This window comes from Streptomyces sp. NPDC052023 (assembly GCF_044548465.1).
Lineage (GTDB): Bacteria > Actinomycetota > Actinomycetes > Streptomycetales > Streptomycetaceae > Streptomyces.
The window spans coordinates 126,076-140,730 of record NZ_JBIUBW010000022.1 but is presented as its reverse complement, the minus strand read 5'-3'; the positions used below and the strand labels follow the sequence as shown (position 1 = coordinate 140,730).

The 14,655-nt window shown below is 72.6% G+C and carries 9 protein-coding genes; 3 read left to right on the top strand and 6 right to left on the bottom strand.

Annotated elements, in window-relative coordinates:
• Positions 1-127: 127 nt before the first annotated feature.
• Genes ACIHCM_RS32015 through ACIHCM_RS31990 form a run of 6 tightly spaced genes read right to left on the bottom strand, consistent with a single transcriptional unit; the run spans position 128 to position 7,081 of the window.
• The gene (locus ACIHCM_RS32015; RefSeq protein ID WP_399903610.1) at positions 128-955 is read right to left on the bottom strand and encodes an HpcH/HpaI aldolase/citrate lyase family protein; all 828 of its coding nucleotides are present in this window, start codon (positions 953-955) and stop codon (positions 128-130) included.
• Complete coding sequence (locus tag ACIHCM_RS32010; protein ID WP_399903607.1) at positions 952-2,148, bottom strand: CaiB/BaiF CoA transferase family protein; 1,197 nt, start codon at positions 2,146-2,148, stop codon at positions 952-954. The genes ACIHCM_RS32015 and ACIHCM_RS32010 overlap by 4 nt, the downstream gene beginning before the upstream one ends.
• A 19-nt stretch (positions 2,149-2,167) precedes the next feature.
• On the bottom strand, positions 2,168-3,535 hold the full coding sequence (locus ACIHCM_RS32005; RefSeq protein WP_399903604.1) for an ADP-ribosylglycohydrolase family protein: 1,368 nt from the start codon (positions 3,533-3,535) through the stop codon (positions 2,168-2,170).
• Positions 3,523-4,698 (bottom strand): ADP-ribosylglycohydrolase family protein, encoded by a 1,176-nt coding sequence (locus ACIHCM_RS32000; protein WP_399903602.1) that lies wholly within the window; start codon positions 4,696-4,698, stop codon positions 3,523-3,525. The genes ACIHCM_RS32005 and ACIHCM_RS32000 overlap by 13 nt, the downstream gene beginning before the upstream one ends.
• Positions 4,699-4,706: 8 nt before the next feature.
• On the bottom strand, positions 4,707-6,080 hold the full coding sequence (locus tag ACIHCM_RS31995; protein WP_399903599.1) for an ADP-ribosylglycohydrolase family protein: 1,374 nt from the start codon (positions 6,078-6,080) through the stop codon (positions 4,707-4,709).
• Complete coding sequence (locus tag ACIHCM_RS31990) at positions 6,080-7,081, bottom strand: ADP-ribosylglycohydrolase family protein (protein WP_399903596.1); 1,002 nt, start codon at positions 7,079-7,081, stop codon at positions 6,080-6,082. The genes ACIHCM_RS31995 and ACIHCM_RS31990 overlap by 1 nt, the downstream gene beginning before the upstream one ends.
• A 295-nt stretch (positions 7,082-7,376) precedes the next feature.
• Between ACIHCM_RS31990 and ACIHCM_RS31985 the strand changes: the two genes are divergently transcribed.
• The 3 genes from ACIHCM_RS31985 (at position 7,377) to ACIHCM_RS31975 (ending at position 14,540) form a co-directional block, all read left to right on the top strand.
• The gene (locus tag ACIHCM_RS31985; protein ID WP_399903593.1) at positions 7,377-8,108 is read left to right on the top strand and encodes a VIT1/CCC1 transporter family protein; all 732 of its coding nucleotides are present in this window, start codon (positions 7,377-7,379) and stop codon (positions 8,106-8,108) included.
• Between the two features lie 380 nt (positions 8,109-8,488).
• Positions 8,489-13,084, top strand: coding sequence for a glutamate synthase large subunit (gene gltB / locus ACIHCM_RS31980; RefSeq protein ID WP_399903590.1), 4,596 nt, complete (start codon positions 8,489-8,491; stop codon positions 13,082-13,084).
• Positions 13,077-14,540, top strand: a complete 1,464-nt coding sequence (locus ACIHCM_RS31975; protein ID WP_399903587.1) for a glutamate synthase subunit beta — start codon at positions 13,077-13,079, stop codon at positions 14,538-14,540. Before gltB ends, ACIHCM_RS31975 begins: the two co-directional genes overlap by 8 nt.
• The last annotated feature ends 115 nt before the right edge of the window (positions 14,541-14,655 follow it).

Here is a 14,655-nt window from a genome sequence, read left to right as displayed (position 1 = left end):
GGGGGGGGGGTCCCGCCGGGCCGGTGGGGGTGGGGCGGGGGGGGGGGGCGGCCACCACACCCCCCCCCCCCGCGGGGGGGGGGGGGGCGGGGGGTGGCCCGGCCCCCCACGCCTGTGTGCGGGGGAGTCAGTCACGGCGGGCCAGGGCCAGGGTGCGGGTCGCTTCGCCGACCACCGCCGCGTCGATGAACGTGCCGTCCGGGAGGGCCTGGGCGGAGCTGTCGGTGGCTGCCGCCCTGACGATGGTCTCGGCCTTCTCGATCTCCTCCGGGGTGGGGAGGTAGGCACGTTCGATGATCGGGAGCTGGCGCGGGTGGATGGCGGCCCGGCCCACGAAGCCCAGGGCCCGGCCGTGGGCGCAGGTCGCGGCCAGGCCGTCGAGGTCACGGACGTCCGGGTGGACCGACTGGGGCGGCGGGGCGAGGGCCGCCGCCCGGGCGGCGTTGACGATGCGGGAGCGCGGCCAGTCGAGTCCGCTGTCGCACCGCACACCGAGGTCTGCCCGCAGGTCCGCCTCGCCCAGGGAGATGCCGCGCAAGGCCGGGTGCGCGCAGGCGATGGCGTAGGCATGCTCGATGGCCAGGGCGGATTCCAGGAGCGCGTACAGGGGTGGCCCGCCGTCGTCGGTGTCCGTCCTTTCCACCGTGTCCGTGATGTGGCGGGGGGACGTCACCTTCGGCAGGCGCAGGCCCGACACACCGGGGAGGGCGGCCAGTGCCTTCAGGTCCGTGTCGGCCCACGGGGTGTCCAGGGCGTTGACGCGGACGTGGACCGGGGTGGGGTGGCCGGGCTCGCAGAGCAGTTCCGCGGTGGCCGAGCGCGCGTAGTCCTTGCGTTCGGGGGCGACCGCGTCCTCCAGGTCGACCACGACGACATCGGCGCCCGCGACCAAGGCCTTGCCGACCACGTCGGGGCGGTCGCCGGGGGCGTAGAGCCAGGTCAGCGGGGCGGTCACAGGGCGCCCTCCGCGCGGAGGGCGGTCAGCTCCTCGGGGGTCAGGCCCAGTTCGGTGAGGACCTCGTCGGTGTCCGCGCCGTGCGGGCGGCCCGCCCAGCGGATGGAACCCGGGGTGGCGGACAGCCGGAACAGGACGTTCTGCATACGCAGCGGACCCAGCTCGGGGTCCTCGACCGTGGTGACGGTGTCCAGGGCCGCGTACTGGGGATCGGTCATCACGTCGCGCACGTCCTGGATGGGGGCCACCGCCGCCTCCGCCTTCTCGAAGGCCGCCAGGACCTCGTCGCGGGGGCGCTCGGCGATCCAGCTGCCGACCGCCTCGTCGAGGACGTCCGCGTGCCGGGCGCGGTCGGCGCCGGTGGCGAACCAGGGCTCGTCGATCAGGTCGGGGCGTCCGACCAGGCGCATCACGCGTTCGGCGATGGACTGGGCCGAGGTCGAGACCGCGACCCAGGCGCCGTCGGCGGTGCGGTAGGTGTTGCGCGGCGCGTTGTTCTGGGAGCGGTTGCCGGTGCGGGGCTGGACGTGGCCGAGCTGGTCGTACCACAGGGGGTGCGGGCCGAGGACCGTGAGGATCGGTTCGATGATCGCCATGTCGACGACCTGGCCCTCGCCGGTGCGCTCGCGGGCGGCGAGAGCGGCCATCACCGCGTACGCCGTGGCCAGGCCGGCGATGGAGTCGGCGAGGCCGAAGGGCGGCAGCGTGGGGGGTGCGTCCGGCTCGCCGGTGATCGCGGCGAAGCCACTCATGGCCTCGGCGAGGGTGCCGAAGCCCGGACGGTGGGCGTAGGGGCCGAACTGGCCGAAGGCGGTGACGCGGGTGAGGACCAGGCGGGGGTTGACGGCGGAGAGTTCGGGCCAGCCGAGGTCCCACTTCTCCAGGGTGCCCGGGCGGAAGTTCTCGATGACGACGTCCGCCTCGGCGGCCAGGCGGCGCAGGGTCGCCTGGCCGCCGGGCTTGGAGAGGTCGAGGGTGATGGTGCGTTTGTTGCGGCCGAGGTGCTTCCACCACAGGCCGATGCCGTCCTTGGCGGGGCCGTGGCCGCGGGAGGGGTCCGGTTTCCTGGGGTGCTCGATCTTGACCACCTCCGCGCCGAAGTCCCCCAGGAGGGTGGCGGCGAGGGGGCCGGCGAAGAGGGTGGCCATGTCGAGGACGCGGAGGCCGCCGAGGGGCGGGGTGGGCGAGGTCATGTCGTGCGCTCGGTAGGGGTCATGGGCGGGTCGCCTCCAGGAAGGTGAGGTGGGCCAGCGTGTCGAAGCCGCTGCCGTCGAAGTCCGCGATGGAGGTGGCGAGGCGGTTCTTGAGGGGGGCCGTCCAGTGGTCCGGAAGGGCGGCGGGGGCGCCGGCGAGGAGGGCGGCGACGCTGCCGGCCGTGGCCCCGTTGGAATCGGTGTCCCAGCCGCCGGAGACCGCGCGGCAGATGGCGCCCGGGAAGTCGCCGTCCGCGTGGGTGAGGGCGGCGGCGATCAGCGCGGTGTTGGGGATGGCGTGGACCCAGTGGTAGGCGGCGTGCCGGGTGTGGAGTTCGTCCACGACCGTGTCGAAGTCCTCGTGGTACCGGGCCAGTTGGACCGCGTGGCGGACGGCCTCGGCCAGCCGGGAGCCGGGCGGGACCACGGTGAGCCCGGTGCGCAGGCTGGTGTGGATGTCGGCGGTGCCGGTGGCCGCGGTGGCGATGGTGGCGGCGGTGAACATCGCCGCGTAGACGCCGTTCGCGGTGTGGCTGAGGGTGGCGTCCCGGTGGGCCTGTTCGGCCGCGGCGGCGGGGTCGCCGGGATGGGTCCAGCCGTGCAGGTCGGCGCGGATGAGGGCGCCGATCCACTCACGGAAGGGGTTGCGGTGGCGGGCGGTGTGCGGGGGCTCGATGCCGGTGAGCAGGTTGCGGTAGGCGACGCGTTCCGCGGTGAAGGCACGGCCGGCGGGGAGCTCGTCGAGCCAGAGTCCGGCCACGTCCGTGGTGGTGAACCCCTTGGTGCGGCGCTGGAGCAGCAGAAGGTTGAGAAGGGGGTAGTTGAGGTCGTCGTCCTCGGGCATGCCGTCGATGTTCTCGGCGAGCGAGGTGCCGGCCGAGCGGCGGTTCCACGGGTGGGTGTCGAGGAGGGGCTGGGGGACACCCCGGGCGGTGAAGTAGGCGGCCAGCGGCCAGTTGCCGGCGGCGCGGGCGAGTTGGCGGATACCGGTGAGGGGCAGCTTCTCGACCGGTTTGCCCAGCAGACAGCCGACGGCCCGGCCCAGCCAGGCCGCGTGGAGGCGGGACTCCAGCTCGGCCGGGGGGCCCGGGCGGCCGGCCGGCGTCGGCCAGTCGGGGCACAAGGCCTTGATCCTCACCAGGTCCGTCGGCTCCCGGTCCCGCAGCCGGCTCGGCAGGTCCGCCAGCTCGTCCAGCAGGTCCTCCGCCAGCTGGCGCAGATAGCGGGAGGCCGGTCGCGGGGAGGCGCCCGCCCGGGGCGGTGCGTCGGGGCCGCCCGCCGCGTTCCAGCGTCGTTCGACGGCGGTCGGCCGGCGGCCGTCCTGGTGGGCCTGGCGGAGCTCGTGGCCGATCAGGTCCTCGGGCTGGACCCACGTCAGTCGGAGCACGGAAGACCTCCCGACGCGGTGAACCACTCCTCGTGGGTACGGCGCCGGCTCACGTCCCGCCGGAAGATCTCCGCCGTGACCTCGGTGAGCGTGCGCGCCGGTTCCCACAGGTCGAGGCGGCTGGCCTCCGCCACCGTCTTCGACCACTCGTCCGGGACCGGGGAGCCCAGAGCCCCGGCCAGCGCGCCCGCCATCGTGGCGGTCGAGTCGCAGTCGCGGCCGTAGTTCACCGAGCCCAGGACCGCCTGCCGGTAGTCGCCGCCCGCGACCAGCAACATGCCGAGAGCGACGGGGAGTTCCTCGATGGAGTGCAGACGGGAGGGGCGGCGGGCGCCGAGGGAGGGGGTGCGGTAGTCGGGGCCCACCGTGTCGTAGGGGGCCACCGCCTCGCGCAGCGGAACCAGCGCCGACTCGAAGTCCGAGTAGCCGGACGCCACTTCGCACACCGCCTCGATCGCCGTGCGGGTGCCGTCCTTCGCGTGCTCCAGGCACGCCGCCACGACCGACTCCGGTGTCGCCCCGGGGACACAGGCCGCCGCCACCGCTGCCGCGAAGACGCCCGCCGCCTCGCGGCCGTAGGACGACTGGTGGGCGCCCGCGATGTCCAGGGCCTCGGCGTAGGCGCCCGCCGGGTTGGCCGCGTTGACCAGGCCGACCGGTGCCATGTACATCGCGGCACCGCAGTTGACGATGTTGCCGACGCCGGCCTCCCGGGGGTCGGCATGGCCGTAGTGGAGCCGGGCCACCAGCCACTTCTCCGCCAGGAAGATCCGGTGCAGGGGGAGGGCCTGCTCCTCCAGCTCCGGGATCCAGCGCGGGGTGGTGATCAGGTCCGGGACCAGGTGGTCGGCGACGGCGTAGGCGTCGAGGTGGTCGCGGACCTCGGCGTAGACCCGTACCAGCGCGTGGGTCATCAAAGTGTCGTCGGTGACGTGACCGTCGCCCTTGTGGTACGGCGCGATCGGGCGGGCGGTGCGCCAGGCGGCGCCGTTCCAGGGGCCGACGATGCCGTGGACGCGGCCGCCGTGGCGCTCGGTGATCTGGTCGGGGGAGTAGCCCTCGACAGGGCCGCCGAGGGCGTCGCCGACGGCCGCGCCGACGAGGGCGCCGGTGATCCGGTCGCTGAGGGAGTCTGCTCGGCTTTCTTCTCCTTTGGGGGTCATGAGCCGAATCATCCCCCCGGCGGGGCCGGTTGCGCGGCTTCCAGGAGTTCGGCGAGTTCCACGAGGTCGGTGCCGGTGAGGCGGGGGAGCACGCAGCCGGAGAGGTGCCGGCAGGTGTCCCGCCAGGACGCGGGGAGTGCCGCGCCGCCGCCGAGCGCGCCGGTGAGGGCGCCCGCGAGGGCCGGGGCCGAATCCGCGACACGGGAGAGGCAGGCCGCTGCGGGGACCGCCTCCGCGATCCGGCCCTTCGAGGCGACGGTGAGGGCGAGGGCGACCGGGACCGTCTCGGCGGCGGCGATGCCGTAGCTGTAGACGTGGTCCACGATCTGGTGTTCCAGGAGGGGGATCAGCGCGAAGGCGCTGACGGCGTCCGTGGCCAGCTTCAGGGCGTGGCGCGCGTTGCGCCCGATCTCCGTCTCCTCGGGCAGTTCGGCGAGCGCCGCCGTCACGCACGCGTGCGGGGTCGCGCCGGTGAGCGCGACGGAGACGGCGGCGGCCATCGCCCGGGCGCCGTGCACGCCGTCGCCGTCCTGGGTGTAGCGGGCGTCGAACTCGGCGAGGGACGCGGCGAGCGCGGGATCGCCGGGGTGGGCGACGGCCAGCACGCAGGCCCGGACGCAGGCGGCGTCGTCGAAGTAGTGCGGGTTGTCGTGGCCGGTGGCGGGCGGGCGCAGGCCGGCCGCGAGGTTGCCGAGGCCGGCCCGCACGGAGATGCGGGCGCGCAGCGGGAGCACGGCGGACTCGACCTCGGGAGCGCGTTCGGCTGCCGCGGCGACCTCGCTGGCCACGGAGTTCCAGGTCAGGTCGATGGCCGCGCGGACCCGGCGTTCCCGGCTGAGGTCGCCCAGGACGGTGTCGTCGCCGGCGCGCAGCACCGCCTCCGCGGCGAACGCCGCCCACTCGGCGTCGTCGGAAGGGCCGAGGCGGAGGGGCTCGGGGGGCTGGTTGAGGGCGATGGGGACGGGCAGCGTGGTGGTCGCGTTGTGCTCGGCGAAGGTGTCCAGTTCGCGGGTGAGGCGGCGGGTCCACTCGGGCATCCGGGCCGCTCGGTGGCGGGCGGCGGGCCATCCGGCGGCGTCGCCCGCGGCCAGGCCCAGCAGCAGGCCTTCGATGCGGGAACGGGCGGTGTCGTGGGTCGCGGCCCCGGCTTCGCCTTCGGCCGTGTGCGTTCCGCCCGTACCGGCCGTGCGGCTCTCGCCGGCGGGTGGGGCCGGCTCCTGTGGGGGGTTCTCGCGGTCGGTGGGGGCGGGGTCGTGGCCTGGGGGGTTTTCGGCGTCCGAGGGGGTGGGGCCGGCTGTCAGGGCCTGGTCGAGGTCAGCCGACGCCGGGGCCGCGTCGAGGGTCAGGGGGTTTGTCCCGTCCCAGGGGGCGGGGGGCCTCATCAGGCGTCCTCAGGGGTCAGCAGGTCCGCCACGTCCAGTACGTGGTGACCGGCCATCGACGGCAGGCAGCTGCCCCGCGCCGGGCCGATCGCCGCCGCCCACTCCGGCGGGATCGCGGCCTCCCCCTGCGTCGCGCCCGCCAGGGCGCCCGCGACGGCGGCCGTGGTGTCGGCGTCGCGGCCCATGTTGACGGCCGTGAGCACCGCCTCCTTGAAGTCGCCGTCAGCCGCCGCGTACGCGCCGAAGGCCAGGGCGACCGCCTCCGGGGCGAGGTCGGTCCATGGATAGCCGCCGATGACCACGGCGGAGCGGACCGCGCGTTCGCCGCGGTGGGCGACCACCACGGCTCGGCGCAGGGAACGCGCGGTCCAGGAGTCGTCCGGTACGACGGCTAGGGCGGAGGCGACCACGGCGGTCGGCGGGGCGCCCGCCATCGCCGCCGCGACCCCGGCCGCGACCGCCTGGCCGCCGTAGATGCCCTCGCCGTCGTGGCTGACGGAGCCGTCGATCGCGACCAGGCGGGCGGCCTCGGCGGGCCGGCCCGCGGCGAACACGCCGAACGGCGCGGCGCGCATGGCGAGGCCGTCGCTCCAGGCATGCCGGTGCTGGGCGGAGATGGGGGCGGCGAGGCCGCGGCGGAGGTTCTCCAGGGTGCCGCGCTCGCTGAAGCCCGCCCCCCGGAACTGGCCCTCGGCACGGTCGGCGATCCAGGCGTGCCAGGCCGCCTCCACGTGGGCGGGCGTGAGGGCGGAGCCGTGCCGGGCGAGCAGCAGGCCCGAGAAGATCGCGTACTCGGTGTCGTCCGTACCGGCGGGGCGGTCGGCGACGAAGCCGGTGACGCGGCCCCAGCGGGCACGGATCTCGGACGGCCTCATGTTCTCGGCGGGTGCGCCCAGGGCGTCGCCGACGGCGAGGCCGAGCAGGGCGCCGCGAGCCCGGGAACGGAGGTCGGCGGCATCCCCGGCGGCCGGGACCGAGGGAACGCGGGCGATCGATGGCATCGCGGCCTCTCCTCTCAGGGCTCTCGGCAGAAAACGCCCCGGGGCCTGTCGCTCAAGGCACCTCTCAGGGCGCGGAACCCTTTGCGGAACTGTCCCCGGTACGGTGCGTCGCGCAGCCTCAAGAGCCGCAGAGTCACCCGGTCGACATTTGAGCGGCATGAGATTCGAATGAGCAAGAAAAGGTAAAGCCGCAGGTTAGCCCAGCCTTTCCTTGCTGGCGGGGGCGGAATGCGCGACATAGTCTGGGTGTTGTCGAAAAGTGGAACGCGTCCAAATGAGCTCTGGGGGACCCGGTATGGCCATCATCGAGACCGAGGCGGCGCTGCACGAGGCGCATCGCGACAACCACACACACCGCGACGTCAACGGCGGCTGGCTGCGCCCCGCCGTCTTCGGCGCGATGGACGGACTGGTCTCCAACCTCGCGCTGATGACCGGTGTCGCGGGTGGCTCGGTGGGTCAGCAGACCATTGTGCTGACCGGGCTCGCGGGCCTGGCCGCCGGCGCCTTCTCCATGGCCGCCGGTGAGTACACCTCGGTCGCCTCCCAGCGTGAGCTGGTCGAGGCGGAGCTGGACGTCGAGCGCCGCGAGCTGCGCAAGCATCCGAAGGACGAGGAGGCCGAGCTGGCCCGGCTCTACGAGGCGCGCGGTGTCGAGGCGGGGCTGGCGCGGGAGGTGGCCCGGCAGCTGTCGAAGGACCCCGAGCAGGCGCTGGAGATACATGCCCGCGAGGAGCTCGGCGTCGACCCCGGCGATCTTCCTTCGCCGCTGGTCGCCGCGGTGTCGAGCTTCGGCTCCTTCGCGCTGGGCGCCCTGCTGCCCGTACTGCCGTATCTGCTCGGTGCGACCGCGCTCTGGCCGGCCGTGCTGCTCGCGTTGGCCGGGCTGTTCGGCTGCGGCGCCGTGGTGGCCAAGGTGACCGCGCGGAGCTGGTGGTTCAGCGGGGTGCGGCAGCTCGCCCTCGGTGGCGCGGCGGCCGGTGTGACCTATGCCCTGGGCAGTCTGTTCGGAACGGCCGTAGGATAGGGCGGCCAGGCTTTATGCGGAGGGCTGCATAAGTAGCCGTTACTCCCTGGTTTCGAGTGCGTAATCGCCGGGCATGAGCCGTAAGCGCTGTGGGCAAAGAGGCCTCCGGCGCACTCGCGGGGCGAGCGACGCTGCCCGCCCTCCACGGGGCCGACGGACATGGATCTGTCCTCCCCGGCCCCCCATGAATCTCCTGAATCTCCGCCGCCGAGCCGCGGTGCCTTCGACGCACACCCCCTGCGAGAAGTCCGCATGTTGGAATGGTCTATCCGGTTCCCGAGAGCCACCCCATCATGTAACCTGCACGAAATTTTGATCTCACGCGAGGGCCAGCGTCGTCCCTCGGCACTTGAACATGCCACTTGACGACGGGAGAGCCGATGCGTACACCGCGCCAGCCGTCCCAGCATTCCGCGAATGGCCAGAACTGGTCGTTCATGGATGCTCGCCCTGCTGCGCAGGGTATGTACGACCCCCGCAACGAGCACGACGCCTGTGGCGTCGGCTTCGTGGCCACCCTCACCGGTGAGGCGAGCCATGCGCTGGTCGAACAGGCGCTCACGGTGCTGCGCAACCTGGAGCACCGCGGGGCCACCGGCTCCGAGCCGGACTCCGGTGACGGCGCGGGCATCCTGGCCCAGGTACCGGACGCCTTCCTGCGTGAGGTGGCCGGATTCGAGCTGCCGCAGGCCGGCGGCTACGCCGTCGGTATCGCCTTCCTGCCGAACGACGGCACCGCCGAGGCCGTCTCACTCATTGAGACGATCGCGGCCGACGAGGGCCTGACCGTCCTCGGCTGGCGCGAGGTCCCCGTCGCGCCCGAGCTGCTCGGCGCCACCGCCCGTTCGACGATGCCGGCTTTCCGGCAGATCTTCGTCACCGACGGCGCCTCGGAGGGCATCGCGCTCGACCGCAAGGCCTTCGTGCTGCGCAAGCGCGCCGAGCGCGAGGCCGGCGTCTACTTCCCGTCGCTGTCCGCGCGGACGATCGTCTACAAGGGCATGCTGACCACGGGCCAGCTGGAGCCGTTCTTCCCGGACCTGTCCGACCGCCGGTTCGCCTCCGCGATCGCGCTCGTGCACTCCCGGTTCTCCACGAACACGTTCCCGTCGTGGCCGCTGGCGCACCCGTACCGCTTCGTCGCGCACAACGGTGAGATCAACACCGTCAAGGGCAACCGCAACTGGATGCGGGCCCGCGAGTCCCAGCTGCGTTCCGGGCTGTTCGGGTCCCCGGAGAAGCTGGAGCAGGTCTTCCCGATCTGCACGCCCGACGCCTCCGACTCGGCGTCCTTCGACGAGGTGCTCGAACTGCTGCACCTCGGCGGGCGTTCGCTGCCGCACTCGGTGCTGATGATGATCCCGGAGGCGTGGGAGAACCACGACTCCATGGACCCGGCCCGGCGCGCGTTCTACCAGTACCACTCCACGATGATGGAGCCCTGGGACGGCCCGGCCTGTGTCACCTTCACCGACGGCACCCAGGTCGGCGCCGTCCTCGACCGCAACGGCCTGCGTCCCGGTCGCTACTGGGTCACCGACGACGGTCTCGTCGTCCTCGGCTCCGAGGTCGGCGTCCTCGACATCGCCCCCTCGAAGGTCGTCCGCAAGGGCCGCCTCCAGCCCGGCCGGATGTTCCTCGTGGACACCGCCGAGCACCGCATCATCGAGGACGACGAGATCAAGGCCCAGCTCGCCGCCGAGCAGCCCTACGAGGAGTGGCTGGAGGCCGGCGAGATCGAGCTGGGCGACCTGCCCGAGCGCGAGCACATCGTGCACACGCACGCCTCCGTCACCCGCCGTCAGCAGACCTTCGGGTACACCGAGGAGGAGCTGCGCGTCATCCTGGCACCGATGGCCAAGGCCGGCGCCGAGCCGATCGGCTCCATGGGCACCGACTCGCCGATCGCGGCGCTGTCCGACCGCCCGCGCCTGCTCTTCGACTACTTCACCCAGCTGTTCGCGCAGGTCACCAACCCTCCGCTGGACGCGATCCGCGAGGAGCTGGTCACCTCGCTGCGCAGCTCGCTGGGCCCGCAGGGCAACCTTCTGGAGCCGACGGCCGCCTCGTGCCGCAGCGTCGTGCTGCCCTTCCCGGTGATCGACAACGACGAGCTGGCCAAGCTCATCCACATCAACGCCGACGGCGACATGCCCGGCATGAAGGCCGCCACGCTCTCCGGGCTCTACCGCGTCAGCGGGGGCGGTGACTCCCTGGCCGCACGGATCGAGGAGATCTGCGCCGAGGCCGACGCCGCGATCGAGAACGGCGCCCGGCTGATCGTGCTCTCCGACCGGCACTCGGACGCCGAGCACGCGCCGATCCCGTCGCTGCTGCTCACCGCGGCCGTCCACCACCACCTCATCCGCACCAAGCAGCGCACCCACGTGGGTCTGCTGGTAGAGGCCGGAGACGTCCGCGAGGTCCACCACGTCGCCCTGCTGATCGGGTACGGCGCCGCCGCCGTCAACCCGTACCTGGCGATGGAGTCCGTCGAGGACCTGGTCCGCGCGGGCACCTTCCTGCCGGGCATCGAGGCCGAGAAGGCCATCCGCAACCTGATCCACGCGCTCGGCAAGGGCGTGCTGAAGGTCATGTCCAAGATGGGCATCTCCACCGTCGCCTCCTACCGCGGCGCCCAGGTCTTCGAGGCGGTCGGCCTGGACGAGGCCTTCGTGGAGAAGTACTTCAACGGCACCGCCACCAAGATCGGCGGCGTCGGCATCGACGTCGTCGCCAAGGAGGTCGCCGCCCGCCACGCCAAGGCGTACCCGGCCTCGGGGATCGCCCCGGCGCACCGCGCGCTGGAGATAGGCGGCGAGTACCAGTGGCGCCGCGAGGGCGAGCCGCACCTGTTCGACCCGGAGACGGTCTTCCGCCTCCAGCACTCCACGCGCACCGGCCGCTACGACATCTTCAAGAAGTACACCGAGCGCGTGAACGAGCAGTCCGAGCGCCTGATGACGCTGCGCGGCCTGTTCGGCTTCAAGTCCGGCCGGCAGCCGATCTCCGTCGACGAGGTCGAGCCCGCCAGCGAGATCGTCAAGCGGTTCTCCACCGGCGCCATGTCCTACGGGTCGATCTCCCGCGAGGCGCACGAGACGCTCGCCATCGCCATGAACCAGCTGGGCGGCAAGTCCAACACCGGCGAGGGCGGCGAGGACCCGGACCGCCTGTACGACCCGGCCCGCCGGTCGTCGATCAAGCAGGTGGCGTCCGGCCGCTTCGGCGTGACCAGCGAGTACCTGGTCAACTCCGACGACATCCAGATCAAGATGGCCCAGGGCGCCAAGCCCGGCGAGGGCGGTCAGCTGCCCGGTCACAAGGTGTACCCGTGGGTGGCCAGGACCCGGCACTCCACGCCGGGCGTGGGGCTCATCTCCCCGCCGCCGCACCACGACATCTACTCCATCGAGGACCTGGCCCAGCTGATCCACGACCTGAAGAACGCCAACCCCCGGGCGCGCATTCACGTCAAGCTGGTCTCCGAGGTCGGCGTCGGCACGGTCGCCGCCGGTGTGTCCAAGGCGCACGCGGACGTGGTGCTCATCTCCGGTCACGACGGAGGCACCGGTGCCTCGCCGCTGACCTCGCTGAAGCACGCCGGCGGTCCCTGGGAGCTCGGCCTCGCCGAGACCCAGCAGACGCTGCTGCTCAACGGCCTGCGCGACCGGATCGTCGTCCAGACCGACGGACAGCTCAAGACCGGCCGTGACGTCGTCATCGCCGCGCTGCTCGGCGCCGAGGAGTTCGGTTTCGCGACCGCGCCGCTCGTCGTCTCCGGCTGCGTCATGATGCGCGTCTGCCACCTGGACACCTGCCCGGTCGGCATCGCCACCCAGAACCCGACGCTGCGCGAGCGCTTCACCGGCAAGGCCGAGCACGTGGTGAACTTCTTCCGGTTCATCGCCGAGGAGGTCCGCGAGCTGCTGGCCGAGCTGGGCTTCCGCTCCATCGAGGAGGCCGTCGGCCACGCCGAGGCCCTGGACGTCACGCGGGCCGTCGACCACTGGAAGGCGCAGGGCCTGGAGCTCGAGCCGCTGTTCCACGTGCCCGACCTGCCCGAGGGCGCGGTGCGCCACCAGCTGGTCGCCCAGGACCACGGTCTGGAGAAGGCGCTCGACAACGAGCTGATCAAGCTCGCCGCCGACGCGCTCTCCGCCGCCGGCGCCAGCGACGCCCAGCCGGTGCGCGCGCAGGTCGCCATCCGCAACATCAACCGCACGGTCGGCACCATGCTCGGCCACGAGGTGACGAAGAAGTTCGGCGGCGCCGGCCTGCCCGACGACACCATCGACATCACCTTCACCGGCTCGGCCGGCCAGTCCTTCGGCGCCTTCGTCCCGCGCGGCGTCACGCTGCGCCTGGAGGGCGACGCCAACGACTACGTCGGCAAGGGCCTGTCCGGCGGCCGTGTGATCGTGCGTCCGGACCGGGGCGCGGACCACCTCGCCGAGTACAGCGTCATCGCGGGCAACACCCTCGCGTACGGCGCGACCGGCGGCGAGATGTTCCTGCGCGGCAAGGTCGGCGAGCGCTTCTGCGTCCGCAACTCCGGTGCGCTGGTGGTCTCCGAGGGCGTGGGCGACCACGGCTGCGAGTACATGACCGGCGGTCACGCGGTGGTGCTCGGTGAGACGGGCCGCAACTTCGCGGCCGGTATGTCCGGTGGCATCGCCTACGTGATCGACCTCGACCGCGACAACGTCAACGTCGGCAACGTGCAGGCCGTCGAGGCGCTCGACGACGCCGACAAGCAGTGGCTGCACGACGTGGTGCGCCGCCACCAGGAGGAGACCGGCTCCACGGTCGCCGAGAAGCTCCTGGCCGAGTGGGACACCGCGGCCGACCGCTTCAGCAAGATCATCCCCAGCACGTACAAGGCAGTGCTCGCCGCCAAGGACGCCGCCGAGCGAGACGGTCTGACCGAGTCCGAGATCACCGAGAAGATGATGGAGGCGGCGATCAATGGCTGACCCGAAGGGCTTTCTGAACCACGGCCGTGAGGTCGCCAGGTCCCGTCCCGTCGAGGAGCGCAAGAAGGACTGGAACGAGGTCTACGTCCCGGGCTCGCTGCTGCCGATCATCAGCAAGCAGGCCAGCCGGTGCATGGACTGCGGCATCCCGTTCTGCCACAACGGCTGTCCGCTGGGGAACCTGATCCCCGAGTGGAACGACTACGCCTACCGCGAGGACTGGGGCGCCGCCTCCGAGCGCCTGCACGCCACGAACAACTTCCCGGAGTTCACGGGCCGCCTGTGCCCGGCCCCGTGCGAGTCGGCGTGTGTGCTCGGCATCAACCAGCAGCCGGTCACCATCAAGAACGTCGAGGTCTCGATCATCGACAAGGCGTGGGAGACCGGCGAGGTCGCCCCGCAGATCCCGGAGCGCCTCTCGGGCAAGACGGTCGCGGTGATCGGCTCGGGGCCGGCGGGCCTGGCGGCGGCCCAGCAGCTGACCCGCGCCGGCCACACCGTGGCGGTGTACGAGCGGGCGGACCGCGTCGGCGGCCTCCTGCGCTACGGCATCCCCGAGTTCAAGATGGAGAAGCGGCACATCAACCGCCGTATCGAGCAGATGCGCGCGGAGGGTACCCGCTTCCGCACCGGCGTCGAGATCGGCCGCGACCTGAAGGCGACGGACCTGCGCAAGCGGTACGACGCGGTCGTCATCGCCGCCGGTGCCACGACCGCCCGTGACCTTCCGGTCCCGGGCCGTGAACTCAACGGCATCCACCAGGCGATGGACTACCTGCCGCTGGCCAACAAGGTCCAGGAGGGCGACTACGTCACCACTCCGCTCTCGGCGGAGGGCAAGCACGTCGTCGTCATCGGCGGCGGTGACACCGGCGCCGACTGCGTGGGCACCGCCCACCGCCAGGGCGCGGCCTCCGTGACGCAGCTGGAGATCATGCCCCGTCCGGGCGAGGAGCGGGACGCGGCGCGGCAGCCGTGGCCGACCTTCCCGATGCTCTACAAGGTCACCTCCGCGCACGAGGAGGGCGGCGAGCGGGTCTACGCCGTCTCGACCACCCACTTCGAGGGCGACGAGGACGGCAACGTCCAGTGGCTGCACCTGGTCGAGGTCGAGTTCGTCGACGGCAAGCTGACCCCGCAGCCGGGCACGGAGCGCAGGATCCCGGCCCAGCTGGTCACGCTGGCGATGGGCTTCACCGGCACCGACCGTGAGAACGGCCTGGTCGACCAGTTCGGCCTGGAGCTCGACGAGCGCGGCAACATCGCCCGCGACGCCGACTTCCAGACCAATGTGCCGGGTGTCTACGTCGCCGGTGACGCCGGCCGCGGCCAGTCCCTCATCGTGTGGGCGATCGCGGAGGGCCGCTCGGCCGCCCGTGGCGTCGACCGGTTCCTGACGGGCGCCAGCGACCTCCCGGCCCCGATCCGCCCGACGGACCGCGCGCTCATGGTCTGACGGCCCGGCCGCGAAGACGTCCCGTACAAAGGCGTACGGAACACCGACGGCGCCTGCCCGCCAGTCCCCGACCGGACGACTGGGCAGGCGCCGTCACTTGTGCCGTAACCTCGCC